13 protein-coding genes are annotated in these 14,928 nt (G+C 64.1%); 4 read left to right on the top strand and 9 right to left on the bottom strand.

Annotated features, from left to right (window positions below; all coding sequences use genetic code 11):
* Positions 1-30: 30 nt before the first annotated feature.
* Entirely contained in the window at positions 31-1,089 is a 1,059-nt protein-coding gene (locus tag F1609_RS01855) for a 3-deoxy-7-phosphoheptulonate synthase (protein WP_167074536.1), read from the top strand.
* A gap of 113 nt (positions 1,090-1,202) precedes the next feature.
* Here the strand turns inward: F1609_RS01855 and F1609_RS01850 are convergent, their stop codons facing one another.
* On the bottom strand, positions 1,203-1,484 hold the full coding sequence (locus F1609_RS01850; RefSeq protein WP_167074085.1) for a Rieske (2Fe-2S) protein: 282 nt from the start codon (positions 1,482-1,484) through the stop codon (positions 1,203-1,205).
* 161 nt (positions 1,485-1,645) lie between these two features.
* Between F1609_RS01850 and tsaD the strand changes: the two genes are divergently transcribed.
* Both tsaD and F1609_RS01840 read left to right on the top strand, forming a co-directional pair.
* Positions 1,646-2,686, top strand: coding sequence for a tRNA (adenosine(37)-N6)-threonylcarbamoyltransferase complex transferase subunit TsaD (gene tsaD / locus F1609_RS01845; RefSeq protein ID WP_167074083.1), 1,041 nt, complete (start codon positions 1,646-1,648; stop codon positions 2,684-2,686).
* A gap of 86 nt (positions 2,687-2,772) precedes the next feature.
* The gene (locus F1609_RS01840; protein WP_167074080.1) at positions 2,773-3,618 is read left to right on the top strand and encodes an endonuclease/exonuclease/phosphatase family protein; all 846 of its coding nucleotides are present in this window, start codon (positions 2,773-2,775) and stop codon (positions 3,616-3,618) included.
* A 54-nt stretch (positions 3,619-3,672) separates the two neighbouring features.
* Here the strand turns inward: F1609_RS01840 and F1609_RS01835 are convergent, their stop codons facing one another.
* The 7 genes from F1609_RS01835 to F1609_RS01805 form a co-directional block, all read right to left on the bottom strand.
* Positions 3,673-4,470 (bottom strand): ABC transporter ATP-binding protein, encoded by a 798-nt coding sequence (locus F1609_RS01835; RefSeq protein ID WP_167074078.1) that lies wholly within the window; start codon positions 4,468-4,470, stop codon positions 3,673-3,675.
* A 1-nt stretch (position 4,471) separates the two neighbouring features.
* Positions 4,472-5,374, bottom strand: a complete 903-nt coding sequence (gene ntrB, locus F1609_RS01830) for a nitrate ABC transporter permease (protein ID WP_167074076.1) — start codon at positions 5,372-5,374, stop codon at positions 4,472-4,474.
* A gap of 14 nt (positions 5,375-5,388) precedes the next feature.
* Positions 5,389-6,627 carry a CmpA/NrtA family ABC transporter substrate-binding protein gene (locus tag F1609_RS01825; RefSeq protein ID WP_167074074.1) on the bottom strand — a complete coding sequence of 413 codons (1,239 nt, stop codon included), beginning with the start codon at positions 6,625-6,627 and terminating at the stop codon, positions 5,389-5,391.
* 178 nt (positions 6,628-6,805) lie between these two features.
* Positions 6,806-7,096 carry a DUF427 domain-containing protein gene (locus tag F1609_RS01820; RefSeq protein WP_167074072.1) on the bottom strand — a complete coding sequence of 97 codons (291 nt, stop codon included), beginning with the start codon at positions 7,094-7,096 and terminating at the stop codon, positions 6,806-6,808.
* Between the two features lies 1 nt (position 7,097).
* Entirely contained in the window at positions 7,098-7,769 is a 672-nt protein-coding gene (locus tag F1609_RS01815; RefSeq protein ID WP_167074070.1) for a DsbA family oxidoreductase, read from the bottom strand.
* A gap of 62 nt (positions 7,770-7,831) precedes the next feature.
* Positions 7,832-8,449, bottom strand: a complete 618-nt coding sequence (gene plsY / locus F1609_RS01810; RefSeq protein ID WP_167074068.1) for a glycerol-3-phosphate 1-O-acyltransferase PlsY — start codon at positions 8,447-8,449, stop codon at positions 7,832-7,834.
* Positions 8,450-8,566: 117 nt separating this feature from the next.
* Entirely contained in the window at positions 8,567-10,804 is a 2,238-nt protein-coding gene (locus tag F1609_RS01805; protein ID WP_167074066.1) for a TonB-dependent siderophore receptor, read from the bottom strand.
* A 183-nt stretch (positions 10,805-10,987) separates the two neighbouring features.
* On the opposite strand from F1609_RS01805, the gene F1609_RS01800 reads away from it, so the two are divergent.
* Positions 10,988-12,247 (top strand): TerD family protein, encoded by a 1,260-nt coding sequence (locus tag F1609_RS01800; protein ID WP_167074064.1) that lies wholly within the window; start codon positions 10,988-10,990, stop codon positions 12,245-12,247.
* A 63-nt stretch (positions 12,248-12,310) separates the two neighbouring features.
* On the opposite strand, the gene F1609_RS01795 is transcribed toward F1609_RS01800, so the two are convergent.
* Complete coding sequence (locus F1609_RS01795) at positions 12,311-14,743, bottom strand: M66 family metalloprotease (protein WP_167074062.1); 2,433 nt, start codon at positions 14,741-14,743, stop codon at positions 12,311-12,313.
* Positions 14,744-14,928 lie beyond the last annotated feature (185 nt).

The following is a 14,928-nucleotide window of genomic DNA, read 5'->3' as shown; positions in this document are numbered from 1 at the left end:
CGAAAAACACGAGAAAAAGCAGCCTTCATGATTACTACTCCAGACATCGAAAATACCAACGTCACCTCGTTCGCGACCATGCCGACCCCGGAAGAGCTGCACAAGCGCCTTCCCCTGACCGACAGCGCGTTCGCCACCGTCATGCAGGGCCGCGCCGCGCTGCGCGACATCATCGACCGCAAGGACAAGCGCCTGTTCGTCGTCGTCGGCCCGTGCTCGATCCACGACCCGGTGGCCGGCATCGACTATGCGCGCCGCCTCAAGGCGCTGCAGGCCGAGGTGGCCGACACCATGCTGCTGGTGATGCGCGTGTATTTCGAAAAGCCGCGCACCACGACCGGCTGGAAGGGCTACATCAACGACCCGCACATGGACGATTCGTTCCGCGTCGACGAAGGCATGGAAAAGGCGCGCCAGTTCCTGCTGGACGTGTGCGAACTGGGCCTGCCTACCGCCACCGAAGCGCTCGACCCGATCTCGCCGCAGTACCTGGGTGACCTGATCGCCTGGACCGCAATCGGCGCGCGCACCACCGAATCGCAGACGCACCGCGAAATGTCGTCGGGTTTGTCGACGCCGGTCGGTTTCAAGAACGGCACCGATGGCGATATCAGCATCGCGATCAACGCCATTCTGTCGTCGGCGCATCCGCACTCGTTTTTGGGCATCAATGGCCAGGGCACGGTCTCGATCGTGCGCACCAGCGGCAACGCCTACGGGCACGTGGTGCTGCGCGGCGGCGACGGGCGTCCGAATTACGATTCGGTGTCGATCGCGATTGCCGAGCAGGCGCTGGAAAAAGCCAGGCTGCCGGCCAACCTGGTGGTCGACTGCTCGCATGCGAACAGCTACAAGAAGCCTGAATTGCAGCCGCTGGTGATGTCGGACGTGGTGCAGCAGATCCGTCACGGGAACAAGTCGCTGGTGGGCGTGATGATCGAATCGAATATCGTCGGCGGCAACCAGAAGATTCCGGCGGATTTGACGCAGTTGAAGTATGGCTGTTCGGTGACCGACGGCTGCATCGATTGGGATGCGACCGAAACCATGCTGCGTGCGGCGCACGCGGAGCTGTTGCAGCGTCCTTAAGTTAGCATCTCCCGTAAGACCACTAACCTTAAAACCGTCATTCCCGCGCGGGAATGACGGTTTTAAGGGTAACGTCGTTTTTGGGTTTAGCGGTGCTTTCTGCGCTTGCGGCTCTACCCATGCGGCATCGTCGCAAACGACCCCGCCAGCGCCGCTTCCGCCCTGCTGGCCGGCGCATTCAACTCGTTCTGGTCCAGGTACACCCTGCCCTCCGCGACCTTGACCGCATAGCGCCTGCCCTCCCCGCCATCGAGCTGCGCCACCACCTGGTCATCCTCCGACCGGAACACCCGTACCCCCGGCAGCTCCTGCCACGCCAGCCCGCGCGCGACTGCGTACCAGCCTTGCAGCGGGATGTCCCTGAGCCTGCAAACCGCTTTCCATTGCTCCGCCATACCGTCCTCCCTGTGGATTCGATGCGACCGCGTGGGCACAAGGCGCCGGCGGATACCTGTCCGTAGCAAGAGCGATGCCAGCCCGCGCCCCGGGCGCCGCACTGCGCCGGCGCAGCCGGTGCTTTACAATGGCGCATTCCCCCTTATTCTGTGCACCTTCCATGATCGTTCTCGGCGTCGAATCCTCCTGCGATGAAACCGGCCTTGCGTTGTATGACACGCAACGCGGCCTGCTGTCCCACGCCCTGCATTCGCAGGTCGCCATGCACGAGGAATACGGCGGCGTGGTACCGGAACTGGCCTCGCGCGACCATATCCGGCGTGCCATCCCGCTGCTTGAAGAAACCCTCGCGCGCGCCGGCGTGGCCATGGCCGACATCGACGCCATCGCCTACACCCAGGGTCCCGGGCTGGCCGGCGCGCTGCTGGTCGGCTCCTCGATCGCATGCAGCCTCGCGCTGGCGCTCGACAAACCGGTGCTCGGCGTGCACCACCTCGAAGGCCACCTGCTCTCGCCGCTGCTGGCCTCCGATCCGCCGCAGTTCCCCTTCATCGCGCTGCTCGTTTCGGGCGGCCACACGCAGCTGATGCGGGTCGACGGCGTCGGCCAGTACACCCTGCTCGGCGAAACGCTGGATGACGCGGCCGGCGAAGCCTTCGACAAATCGGCCAAGCTGCTTGGCCTGGGCTACCCGGGCGGCCCGGCGATTTCGCGCCTGGCCGAATTTGGCGATCCGCTGGCCTACAAGCTGCCGCGTCCCATGCTGCATTCAAAAGACTTCAACTTCAGCTTCTCGGGCCTGAAAACGGCCGTGCTGACGGTGGTGAAGAACCACGACGAAAAAGTCATTGCGAACATCTGCGAACAGGACAAGGCCAACATCGCGCGCGGCTTCGTTGACGCCATCGTCGATGTGCTGACCGCCAAGTGCGTGAGCGCCCTGCGCCACACGGGCCTGAAACGCCTGGTGATCGCCGGCGGCGTGGGCGCCAACGCGCAACTGCGCGCCTCGCTCAACGCGGCGGCGGCGGCCAAGAAATTCCGCGTGTTCTATCCGGAGCTGGAATTTTGCACCGATAACGGCGCCATGATCGCCTTTGCCGGCGCCATGCGCCTGCAAATCAATCCCAACGCCGCCACGCGCGACTACGGCTTCAATGTGCGCCCGCGCTGGCCGCTCGACGAGATCAAAACGGTCTGACCAGGCCGGCGCGGCGATCCTACCGTGTACCGTATTTTTGCAAAGAATGGCACACTCCCCCGGTTCTGTTTTTCCGGAGGTGCTGTATGCGTGTTGTTAGCTGGAATATTCACTGGGGTTGCGGCAAGGATGGCAGGATCCGCATCCACGCCATCATCGATGTGTTGCGCAAGTTAAATCCCGATGTGATCTGCCTGCAAGAAGTTGCGTCAAATCATGCGGAGCTCGAAGGCAATGCGACCTCCAACCAGTTCCGCCAGCTCGCGGGCGCCTTCGGTGGCTACCAGGCGGTGATCGAACCGACCAGCGAAATCTACCAGAACAACCTGCCGCGCCAGTTCGGCAATATGTTGCTCTCCAAATACCGCATCAACCAGGTGCACCGCTATCTGCTGCCGTGGCCGCCCGATCCGGACAGTCCGGCCGGCATGCCGCGCGGGCTGATCGAGGCGGTCATCGACGCCCCCGGCGGCAAGGTGCGGGTGCTGACCACGCACCTGGAATATTACTCGCCGGTACAGCGCCTGGCGCAGGTGCGGCACCTCAAATACCTGCATTGGGAAGCGTGCGAACGGGCGCGCTTGTTTCAACCGGACCCGAGCATGGACTCGCCCTACCAGCTGGGATTCCGGCCGGGCTCGGCGATCTATTGCGGCGACTTCAACTTTACGCCCGACTCGCCCGACTACCAGGAACTGATCGCGCCCGACGACAGTATCGCGCTGCCGCTGGTGGACGCCTGGCGCCTGCGCCATCCGGAGATCGCGCGCGCGCCCACGGCAGGCTTGCACGGTTTCAAGTGGCCAGAGCGGGCCGATTGCTTCGACTATTTTTTCGTCACCAACGATCTGGCGCAGCGCGTGACCGAGGTGGAAGTGCAGTCGGAAACGGCAGCCTCCGACCATCAGCCGATCGTGCTCGATATCGCCTGACCTTGCAAAACCGGGGTCTGTCCCCGGTTTTGCAACTAATAGGGCGAGAGCGGCTCACGCCGCCTGCGGCCGTGCCTGGCGGTGATACAGGAACTCCAGCACCCGCGTGCGGTATTCCATGTACAGCCGGTCATGCGCCAGCGCCACCCGTTCGCGCGGGCGCGCCAGCTGCACCCGCACGATGTCGCCGATGCTGGCCGCCGGCCCGTTGGTCATCATCACGATGCGGTCCGACAGCAGCACCGCCTCGTCCACATCGTGGGTCACCATCACCACCGTCGATCCGGTCTGGGCCACGATGCGCAGCAATTCATCTTGCAGGTGCGCGCGCGTGAGGGCGTCGAGCGCGCCGAAGGGCTCGTCCATCAGCAACACCTTCGGCTCCATCGACAAGGCGCGGGCGATGCCGACGCGCTGCTTCATGCCGCCCGAGATGTCGTTCGGGCGCTTGCGGGCCGCTGCGCTCAGCCCCACCAGCGCCAGCGCCGCCGCGGTGCGCTCGCGCATCTGGCTGGCCGACTCCTTGCTGGCAAACACGCGCTCGACCGCCAGGTAGACATTCTCGAAGCAGCTCAGCCACGGCAGCAGCGAGTGGTTCTGGAACACCACGCCGCGCTCGGGCGATGGGCCGGCAATCTCGCGCCCGGCGCAGATCAGGGCGCCGTCGGTGGCCTTGGTCAATCCCGCCAGCAGGTTGAGCAGGGTCGACTTGCCGCAGCCCGAGTGCCCGATCAGGGTCACGAACTCGCCCTGCGCCACCGTCAGGTTAACGTTACTGAGCGCATGAAAGCGGCCCTTGCGGGTCTCGAACACCATCTCGGCGTGCTGCACTTCAATGAATTTAGCGTTCATGTCAGGTCCCCGCTTGTTCGTAGGTAAAGGCCTTGGCCAGCGCCACCAGGGCAAGTTCGAGCACCAGCCCGACCACGCCGATGACGACGATGGCGATGATGATGTGCGGCACGTTCAGGTTGTTCCACTCGTCCCACACCCAGAAGCCGATGCCCACGCCGCCGGTCAGCATCTCGGCCGCGACGATCACCAGCCAGGCCGTGCCGATGGCCAGGCGCACGCCGGTCAGCATGGTGGGCAGCACCGAGGGCAACAGGATCTTGGTAAAGATTTTCCACTCCGACAGTTGCAGCACGCGTGCCACGTTCATGTAGTCCTGCGGCACGCGCTGCACGCCGCTGGCGGTGTTGACGATCATCGGCCAGATCGAGCAGATGAAAATCGACCAGATCGCGGCCGGATCGGCCGACTTGAAGACCAGCAAGCCGATCGGCAGCCAGGCCAGCGGCGAGACGGGTTTAAGCAGGCTGATGATCGGGTTGAACATGCCCGCCAGAAAACTGAAGCGCCCGATCAGGAAGCCGAGCGGAATCCCGACCGCCGCAGCCAGCCCGAAACCGAGCGCCACGCGCTTGAGCGAAGCCAGGATATTCCAGCCGATGCCCTGGTCGTTGGGACCGTTGCGGTAGAACGGGTCGGCGAACATGCGCACCGCTTCGGCGAAAGTGACGGCGGGCGACGGAAAACTGCTGTTGTTGAGCGACAAAATCTGCCACAGCAGCACCAGCAGGCCCAGCCCGAGCACGGGCGGCAGCACGGCCAGCAAGAAGGTGCGCAAGCGCGGCTTGCCATTGCTCAGAGTGACGCCCTGGCTGGCGAGGCGCTCGCTGCGGGCACGTTTTTCCGGCAAGGGCGCGGCCAGCGGCGCGGCGTCCGGGTTCATCGATTCCAGTACGGCACTCATCATGGGCTCCCGGTTCAGGCTTTGATCTTGAAGGAATCGGCGTAGGCCTTGGGATTCTTGCCATCCCATACCGTTCCGTCGAGCATTTTCACCGTGCGCAGCGGCGAGGTCGGGACGCTCACTTTCGCCATGGCGGCCGCTTCGGTGTACAGCCCGATCTGGTTGACACTGGTGGCGGTCGCCAGGTAATCGGGCTCGGCCTTGAGCAAGCCCCAGCGCTTGTGCTGGGTCATGAACCACATGCCGTCCGACAGATACGGATAGTTGACCGAACCGTCGTTGTAGAACTTCATGTAGTTCGGGTCGTCCCAGGTCTTGCCCATGCCGTTCTGGTAGCGGCCCAGGATGCGCTGGTTGATCACATCGACCGAGGTGTTCACATAGGACTTGTCGGCGATGGTGGCGGCCATTTTGGTCTTGTTGACGAGGCCGGCGTCGATCCACTTGCTCGCCTCCAGCACGGCGGCGATCAGGGCGCGCGCGCTGTTCGGGTATTTTTTGGCCCATTCAAGCGTAGTGCCGAGGGTCTTTTCGGGATGGTCTTTCCAGATGTCCTGGGTGGTGGCGGCGGTGATGCCGACCCCGTCCACAATGGCGCGGTGGTTCCACGGTTCGCCCACGCAGAAACCGTCCATGTTGCCGACCCGCATATTGGCCACCATTTGCGGCGGCGGCACGGTGATCACCTTGGCGTCCTTGAGCGGGTTGATGCCGTAAGTCGCCAGCCAGTAATACAGCCACATGGCGTGGGTGCCGGTCGGAAAGGTCTGGGCGAAGGCATATTCGCGCTTGTCGGTCTGCATGAGTTTGGCGAGGGAGGCGCCGTCCACGCCGCCTTTGTCCGCCACTTTTTTCGACAGCGTGATGGCCTGGCCGTTGTGGTTCAGGTTCATCAGCACCGCCATGTCCTTTTTGGCGCCGCCCACGCCCATCTGGACGCCGTACAGCAGGCCGTAGAGCACGTGCGCGGCGTCGAGTTCGCCGTTGACCAGCTTGTCGCGCACGCTGGCCCAGGACGATTCCTTGCTCAGGACGATCTTGATGCCGTATTTTTTATCGAAGCCGAGCACCGAGGCCATGACCACGGAAGCGCAGTCAGTCAGGGGAATGAAGCCGACCTTGATGTCTTCTTTTTCGGGTTTGTCGGACCCGGCGGCGAACACGCCGCCGCTGGCAAGGCCGGTCAGCGAGACGGCGGCGCCGGCCTTGAGCAGGGTACGGCGGGACAGCTTGGTGGTGCGGTCGGTAGTCATGGTTCCCTCGTTTGGCAAGCGCGGCGCGGACGTGCGCCCTTACCACAGCATCAGCAAATGGCGTGCCAGCGAGAAACGAGAGTGAGGGAGAGGAAAATGGACGGCGCGAGGCGCCGTGGTGGGCGCTTTGGGGCACCGTTGTTGTGCGGCGCACCAAAACGGCCGGATGGCGCGTCGCTCAGCGCTGGACGGTAACGCCTTTCCAGAACGCCACATGCCCGGCAATCTGCCTGGCGGCATCGAACGGTGCGCGGTAAGTCCACACCGCATCGCGATTGGTTTGTCCGTCGACCAGCAAACTGAAATAGTTCGCCGTCCCCTTCCACGGGCACTTGGTCTCCGTCGCGCTCGGCTGAAGATATTCCTGCTTCACCGCCGACATCGGGAAATACACATTGTTTTCAACGATCTGCACCTGGTCGTCCGGTGCGTCGGCGATCACGGCGCCGTTCCAGCTTGCTGTAGGCATTTTATTGCTCCGTTGAAGTGAATTTTTCGGTCGATTCAGCTGCGATCTGGCGCAGCGCCTGTTCGAACACTTCCGGCGGCTGTCCGCCCGAAATCAGATGACGGTCGTTGATAATGATGGCCGGCACCGAATTGATGCCCTGCTGCTGGTAGAACTGCTCGCGTTCGCGCACTTCGGCGGCATACGCGCCGCTGGCAAGCACCTCGGCCGCCGCCGCCGCGTCCAGGCCCACTTCGCCCGCCACCCTTGCCAGCACGGCATGGTCGCCCGGGCTGTCGCCCTTGGTGAAGTAGGCTTCGAACAAGGCCATCTTGAGTTCGCGCTGGCGCCCCTGCTGCTCGGCCCAGTGCAGCAAACGGTGCGCGTCGAAGGTGTTGTAGATGCGGCTGCGCGCACCCATGTCGAAGGTAAAGCCCAGCTCGGCCCCACGTGCGCGGATCATTTCACGCGTCTGCGCGCCCTGTTCCGGCGTGGCGCCGTATTTTTCGCTCAGGTGTTCGCCGATATCCTGGCCTTCGGCTGCCATGCGCGGATTGAGTTCAAACGGCTGGAAGTGCAGTTCGGCGCTGACCGCGCCGTCCAGGCGGCCAATCGCCTGCTCCAGCGACTTGAGGCCAATCACGCACCAGGGGCAGGAAATGTCGGATACAAAATCAATTTTCAGCTTGGTCACAGATGCTCCTGTCAGTCGGGCATTCCATTCTAGCCCCAACTGACATTAGCCATCTGCACGTCCTATTTTTTCGCGTCGGCCGACTTGCTGCCGATCTTGCTTTCCTTGCCGGCCATCAAGTTAGCGATGTTCTGGTTGTGGCGGTACAGCAGCAGCGAACACATCGCCACGATCGCGAAAAACAGCTCGTTAATGCCGAACACCACACCAAAGTAAATCGGCGCGCACACCGACGCCACCAGCGCCGCCAGCGACGAATAGCGAGAGGCGAAAGCCACCGCCAGCCAGGTCAGCGCGACTGCCAGGCCCAGCCAGACGTTAATTCCGAGCAGTACGCCGAGCGCGGTCGCCACGCCCTTGCCACCGACGAAGCGGAAGAAGATCGGCCACAGGTGCCCGAGGAAGACCGCAATGGCCACCAGCGCGATGCCGGCCGTACCCACCCCGAACTTCGGCGCCAGCAGGATCGCCAGCCAGACCGCGAGCCAGCCCTTGGCGGCGTCGCCCACCAGGGTGGCGATCGCCGCGCCCTTGTTGCCGCTGCGCAGCACGTTGGTCGCGCCCGGGTTTTTGGAACCGTAGGTGCGCGGGTCCGACAGGCCTACCACCCGGCTCACCACCACGGCGAAGGAAATCGAGCCGATCAGGTAGGCGACGATGGCGAAAATTGCTGTATTCATTGTGCTCTCTCGTGTTGTGAACAGGCGCCACGCGCCGGGCGTGAATATACACCATCGGCGCTGCCTGATCACCCCCTGGCGGGACGCATGTTGCTCACCAACCCCGCGCCAGGCCCCTCAGAAGTTGGCGCGCAGCGACACCGAGACGCTGCGCGGGTCGCCATAGTAATAGGCGATGCCGGTCGGGCCGAACTTCTTGTAATAGGTTTTGTCGAACAGATTATTCACGTTGGCCTGCACCGAATACAGCTTGCCGATCTGGTAGCTCAGCATGGCGTTATACACCGCATAGCCGCCCTGGCGCGAGGTGATCGCGCCCGCTTTCACCGACGCCTCGCTCTGGATCTGCGCGCCGCCGCCCACCGTCAGGCCCTGCAGCGCCCCGCCCGGCTTGTAGCTGGTGAACAGGTCTACCAGATGGCGCGGGTCGATCGAGCGCAGCGGCTGGCCGACGTTGCTGGCGTTGCTGTCGGCCAGGTAGCGGGTGCGGGTGTTGGTGTAGCCGGCCATCACTTGCCAGCCGGTCATCAGCTGGCCGGAGACTTCTATTTCCCAGCCTTCGCTCCGGGTCTTGCCGCCGGCAATGCGGCAATAGCCGGTTGTGAAGTAGGGCAGGCAAGGATTGACCGAACCGCTGTCTTCGATCCCCTTGCCGACGTTGTTGATGCGGAACACCCCGGCCGAGGCGTTCAGGCGCCCGCCCAGGAACTCGCCCTTCAGGCCCGCTTCGACATCTTCGCCGCGGATCGGGTCGAGAATCGCCCCATTGGCGCCCTTGATGTTTTGCGGGGTAAAGATTTCTGTGTAGCTGGCGTAGGCACTAATCTGCTTGTTGAATGCGTACACCAGCCCGGCGAAGGGCGTCACTTCGCGCTTGACGGCATAGTTGCTCGCCGGCGTGGCGGGCGAGGCCGACTCCCACCAGCTCACGCGCGCGCCCAGCAGCAGCGTGAGCGGATCGGTGACCGACAGGCTGGCGGTGGCGAAGGCCGCCTTCTGGCTGATGGTGCTTGGGGTATTTTTCCTGGCTGTCATCGGCACGTCCCGTTCCGGGTAGGTCGACGACGGATCGAAGCTGCGGATGTCGACCATGGTCGGGTACAGGCTGCCCTGCCCCCAGCTGTCGACCGACTTGTTGCGGGTGCCCTCGGCGCCCAGCACCAGCGTGTGCTTGCGGCCGAACGCCGTGAACGGGCCGTTGGCGCTGGCGCCGATGTTGAGCTGGTCGCTGGCAGCGCCGGTGTACTGGGCGGTCTCGATCGACATCAGGTACGGGTTGGTTTCACGCGCGGGGCGCACCATGTAGGTTTGCTTGAAGCCGTTTTCTTTCAGGTGCAGCTGGGTGTAGGCGGCGTTGACTTTCACGCTCCAGTCGTTGTCGAAGCGGTGTTCGAGCTCGGTGAAGGCCTGGGTGTTGTAGCGATTCCAGCGGTTCCAGTCGGCGCCCAGGTAAGTCTCGCGCGGCAGCGCCAGCGGCGTGCCGTCCAGGTTGCCCGGCAGGTTGCCCCAGGCGCCGGTGGCGTCCAGGTCGGTATGCTGGAGGCTGGCGGTGAGCATGGTGCGCTTGCCCAGGTCGGCTTCCACAACGCCGTAGAACACCTTGCGGTCTTCGCTGCGGCCCTTCTGGTAGAACTCTTTCTCGTCAGTGACGGCCACGATGCGTCCGCGCACGCTGCCGGCGGCATTGAGTGCGCCGCCGAGGTCCGCTTCCAGGCGGCGCCGCTCCCACGAGCCAAGGGTCAGGCCGACCGATCCCTGGAACTCGGCGGTCGGGCGCTTGCGCACCATGTTCACCGTGGCCGACGGATTGCCTGAGCCGCGCAGCATGCCCGAGGCGCCGCGCAACACTTCAACGCGGTCGAGCACGGCGGTATCGGGCTGGATGAAGGCCGACCCGGACTGGTTGATGGTCAGGCCATCGACTTGAAGGGCGTCAATCGCGTAGCCGCGCGAAAAGTAGGTGACCCGTTCGCTGTCGATGTAGTCCACCGTCACGCCGGGGGTGTTCTGCAGCACGTCGTGCAGGTCGAGCAAGGCGCGTTCGTCGAGGAACTGGCGGGTCATCACGGTGACCGGCTGCGGAATGTCGCGGATCGACTCGATGCCCTTGAACAGCCTGGCTTTTTTGGCGGCGAAGGAGCCGGAGTTCTCGGTATTGCTGTTGTCGGCCTCGCCGGTGACGGTGATGACCGGCATGGTGGTGCTGGCGCCTGACGCGGCCGGCTGCGCGTGGACGGCGAACGGCGCCGACAGCAACGCGCTGGCGCACAGGATCCGGGCGCCGCGCGCGATGCCGCGCAATGGCACAGGCAGCGATTCGGGGCGGGCGGGGGCTTGGGCGCTGAGGCAAAACATACTTCACTCCTGGAGGTGGCTACTGTATTGACGTAAATGAGAATCATTCTCATTATAATATGCATTCAAGCTTACTGCCAATTGCACCGCAGCAACGACAAGTGTTCAATATTGGCTTCTTTGCACGCTATAATTCCCCGCTATGGCAGGACAGTTGGCCACCACTTTTCGAGGATGATGCAGATGAACGAGATAGGACGCGGACAAAAAGGGAAGCTGGCCGACATTGGCTGCGCCGGACCATTCAACGTCACACTGGACATGGCGCCGGCCGGGCTGGTGATCGACGTCGCCTGCTTCGGGCTCGATGCCGACAGCCGCCTGTCGGACGAGCGCTTCATGATCTTCTTTAACCAGAAGGCCAGTCCAGCCGATGCCGTCAGGTACGACACGCGCGGCGACGCCAGTATTTTCGCCATCGACCTGGCCAGACTGCCGGCAAGCATCGAACGCCTGGTGTTCGCCGCCTCCATCGACGGCGATGGCAACATGAAACGCCTCGGGCAAAGCGCGATGACCCTGGGCACGGCGCGCTTCGGCTTTTCCGGGGCCGATTTCGACACTGAAAAAGCGGTCATCGTGGGCGAACTGTACCTGCGCGACGGCAGCTGGCGCTACGGCGCCGTGGGCCAGGGCTTCGCCGGCGGCCTGTCGGCCCTGCTGGCCCATTATGGCGGCGCGGAAGATACCGGCGCCAGGGCGCCGGCAGCGCCAGCACCGGCGCCCGCCGCACCGACAGTGTCGCTGTCCAAGGTCACCCTCACCAAGCCAGGCGAACGTCACGTGGTCTCGCTGGTCAAAGGCACCGGTGCGCCAAAAAAACTGGTGGTGCGCGCCACCTGGCAGGATAACGGCGACAAGAACAGCGACAACGACGACCTCGACCTGCGCGTCGGCCTGCTGCTGCCCGACAGCCGCATGAAACTCATCACCGCGCCCGACCGCCCCGGCGCCTTCGACAGCGCGCCGTTCGTGCGCCACATGGGCGACGTCCAGGTGGCCTCGGCCAGGCAGCCGGCCACCGAAACGGTCGAGGTCAATCCGGCCCTGGCCCAGCTCTCGGGCGGACGGGTCGCGCTGGTGTTCAGCGTCTACTCGGCGGTGGGTAATGGCGCGGTCTCGGTGGCCTCGCTCAAGCCGGTCATGCGCATGGAGTACGGCGAGCAAGTGGTCGAATGCGCCTTTGACTTCAACGGCAGCGAGGCGGCCAGGGACAGCAGCGTGTACACCTATGTGATCGGCACGGCCATCATCGACGGCGACCAGATCTCGCTGGGGCCGTCGGGCCAGACCTCGGAGCCGGGCAGCGAAAATACGCCATGGCTGCACTGGGAAGGCGAGCGCGTGCGGATCAGCATGGACGGTCCGATCTTCTTCAAGGGAGACGGCGACGACGATGACGACGACCTCGACTACAGCGACAGCCCCTACCGCTACTCCTGAAGTCCGGTCAAGCAAAACGGCCCTTGCGGGCCGTTTGCTGTTACGACGGGTTAATCGCCCGCCTTACTCGGCCGCGCTGGCGCGCGCCTGCTTGACGAGCACTGAATTGACGCCATCGGACAGGCTCAGTTCGAACGCGCCACCGGCCGGCAAGGCACCGAGCGACAAGAGCGCGCTCCCGCCTTGCAGATCCTGCGCCAGGGTCGAGCGCCCGGCATCGTTGACCACGGTCACGGTCAGGTACGGATAGCTGGCGCGATCCCAGTTCAGTTGCACCGTGCCGGCTTGCTCGCGCACGCGCACCAGCGCTGCCTGGCCCTGGACACTGTTCTCCGGAACCGGACGGGCGCTCGCCTGCATCAGGTTGGCCGTACCCTTGAGCACCGAGATACTGACGATCGGACCCGGATTCGGAATCGCAAAGCTGAAGTTGTGCGCTGCCGCTTCGTCGGCATGGTCGACCACCAGGGTGGCGAACGGATACGCGAGCGTGCCCTTGCCGGTCACGATGCGCAAGGTGTACTCGCCCCGGGCCGGCAGGCTGGCACGGCCGACGAACGATTTCAGTGGCGACAGGGTGGCCTTGTCGCCGCTGATCTGGCCGCTGATCAGCACCAGGTCCTGCGCTGCGGCGCTCGCCGCCGAGGTCCTGAGCGCGTCGGCCGGGGTCAGGAATGCCTGCATCAGATGGGTGTTGTAGTCCGAAAAGGTGCTGCCTCCGCAATAACTCATGATGTCATGCAGATTCGGGCTGCGCGGATCGAAGAACGCTCCACGGCTGAACAGATAGCCCCAGGTGTAGTGCGTGCCCGTGCCCAGTTGCGCGTTCGGGTAGGGATACTTCGGGTCCGGCGAGCCGGCGCCGCCGCACGCGGCGTGGTTCAGGCGGTAGTTGTGGCCCAGTTCGTGGACGACGGTGCCGCGCAAGCCGTCTTCGCTCATCGACGGAATATCGGCGGCCACGCCGGCATTGCCCGGCACATAGGCCAGGCCGGCCAGGCCGTAACTGGCTTTCGGAATGATGCCGAAGTAATGCTGGCGATTGTTGGCGCCTTCCAGCCGGTGCAAGTCGCCGATTTCGCCCAGGATCTTGCCGAACGCGGTACTCCATTCGGCCTCGGTGGCAGGCAGGCGCGTCACGCGCGACGAGACATACGGCGCGCGGCCGCTCTGGTTCACGACCGACACTGGAATGCGGTCCTGCACGAAGTCGCGCAGATTGCCGACGACCTTGCCGACCGAGCCGCCGATCTGGACTGGAATGACGATCAGGTCCATCGGCACCCCGCCGCCCACCCTTGGATTGATGGTCATGCTCTGGCCATTCGACAGGACCACGCTCAGGCGCAGGCCGGGACGCACCAGCTCGGCGGGCACGATGCCGATGTACGAGGTGTTCCTGTCGGGCACGACAGGCACGCTGGCAGGCAGCGCACCGGCGGGTTTGCCCAGGGCGATCTCGCGCAGCAGATTGCCGTTCGCATCCTTGACCTGGATTTTGCCGTCCGGCTTGGCGACCGCTGGATTGTTGCTCAGAGCGTTGACCTTGACCAGCACCGCCTTGCTGTTAATCAGGATCAGGGCGCTGTCGGCGCTGTCGAACAGCTGCGATTGGGCCAGCTGGATGCTGCCGATGCGTGGATCGCCGACAACAGGCGGCGTGGCGTCGGCAACCGGTGCGCCGGGGATATAGCAGTTTTTCACCAGGCCCGGGGCCGGGTTGGCCATGGCGGGGCCCACGGCGCAATCGACGCCATCGGTCTTGGTATAGGTGTAATACTTGCCCTCCGCCCCGAACAGCACCGCATTGGCGCCGCTGAAATTGCAGCGCCCGCCTTCGGTGGCGCACAAGGTCCAGGTGACGGGGGCCGTGTCGCAGCGCTTGGCGATGCCCGGCGTCGGATCGCCGAAGACATTGCTGTTGCAGGCGACGCCGCCGGTCGCCGTCTTGCTCATGAAGCTGGTGCCGGAACCGAAGCGCACGGTGCGCGTATCGGTAAACGCGCACTGGGCGCCCTCGACGCCGCACGCTTTCCAGGTGCTGGTGACCTCGCAATGCTTGGCCACGCCCGGCGCCGGATCGCCGAAGGTGGCGCTGTTGCAGGCGGCGCCCCAGCCCAGCGTCTTGCTGACGAAGCGCTCGCCCGCGCCATAGCGCACGGTCTGGTTGCCATTGAAAACGCAACTGCTGTTTTCGTTGGCGCAAAATGTCCATTGCGTGGTCGAGGCAGCGGCGGCCACACCCATGGTGCTGGCGTTGGCGATCGGGGCTGCGCCAGGCTCGGCTGCGGTGGCGGCGACGTTGGCGCCGCCTCCGCTCATCACGCCGGCCCCTGCGGCATCGGGGACAGCGGCGGCAGCGGCGCTGACGGCAGGCGGCGGCGTGTCCGCCCCGGCTGCGCGGCCGGGGCCGGATGCGCCGGTGTTATCGCCGCATCCGCTCAACACCCCGCTGGTGAGGGCAAGGATTGCCAGGTAGTTCAACAAACGTCTCATATCAACTCCGGTTCAGCGTTTCAGGATTTATGCATATGCAACTTGGGTGCGTATTATCCTGCCGGACTGGACCGTGCTAACTTTTTAGCATGCGATTTCTCACATTGACATGAAATATTTGCAATAAAACGACGTATTTTTTTGAGAATTGGACATTTTCACAACGAGGATAGCGGCCGGCACTA

The sequence above is a fragment of the Massilia aquatica genome (genome assembly GCF_011682045.1).
Lineage (GTDB): Bacteria > Pseudomonadota > Gammaproteobacteria > Burkholderiales > Burkholderiaceae_D > Telluria_A > Telluria_A aquatica.
Note: the sequence above shows the minus strand (reverse complement) of the source record. Positions and strands in the feature narration are given on the sequence as shown.

Excerpts from the sequence above, each read along its gene's own strand:
- F1609_RS01825 (WP_167074074.1), bottom strand. The coding sequence starts at position 6,627 with ATGACTACCGACCGCACCACCAAGCTGTCCCGCCGTACCCTGCTCAAG.
- tsaD (WP_167074083.1), top strand. The coding sequence starts at position 1,646 with ATGATCGTTCTCGGCGTCGAATCCTCCTGCGATGAAACCGGCCTTGCG.
- F1609_RS01820 (WP_167074072.1), bottom strand. The coding sequence starts at position 7,096 with ATGCCTACAGCAAGCTGGAACGGCGCCGTGATCGCCGACGCACCGGAC.
- F1609_RS01795 (WP_167074062.1), bottom strand. The coding sequence starts at position 14,743 with ATGAGACGTTTGTTGAACTACCTGGCAATCCTTGCCCTCACCAGCGGG.
- F1609_RS01850 (WP_167074085.1), bottom strand. The coding sequence starts at position 1,484 with ATGGCGGAGCAATGGAAAGCGGTTTGCAGGCTCAGGGACATCCCGCTG.
- F1609_RS01840 (WP_167074080.1), top strand. The coding sequence starts at position 2,773 with ATGCGTGTTGTTAGCTGGAATATTCACTGGGGTTGCGGCAAGGATGGC.
- F1609_RS01835 (WP_167074078.1), bottom strand. The coding sequence starts at position 4,470 with ATGAACGCTAAATTCATTGAAGTGCAGCACGCCGAGATGGTGTTCGAG.
- F1609_RS01805 (WP_167074066.1), bottom strand. The coding sequence starts at position 10,804 with ATGTTTTGCCTCAGCGCCCAAGCCCCCGCCCGCCCCGAATCGCTGCCT.
- ntrB (WP_167074076.1), bottom strand. The coding sequence starts at position 5,374 with ATGAGTGCCGTACTGGAATCGATGAACCCGGACGCCGCGCCGCTGGCC.
- plsY (WP_167074068.1), bottom strand. The coding sequence starts at position 8,449 with ATGAATACAGCAATTTTCGCCATCGTCGCCTACCTGATCGGCTCGATT.
- F1609_RS01800 (WP_167074064.1), top strand. The coding sequence starts at position 10,988 with ATGAACGAGATAGGACGCGGACAAAAAGGGAAGCTGGCCGACATTGGC.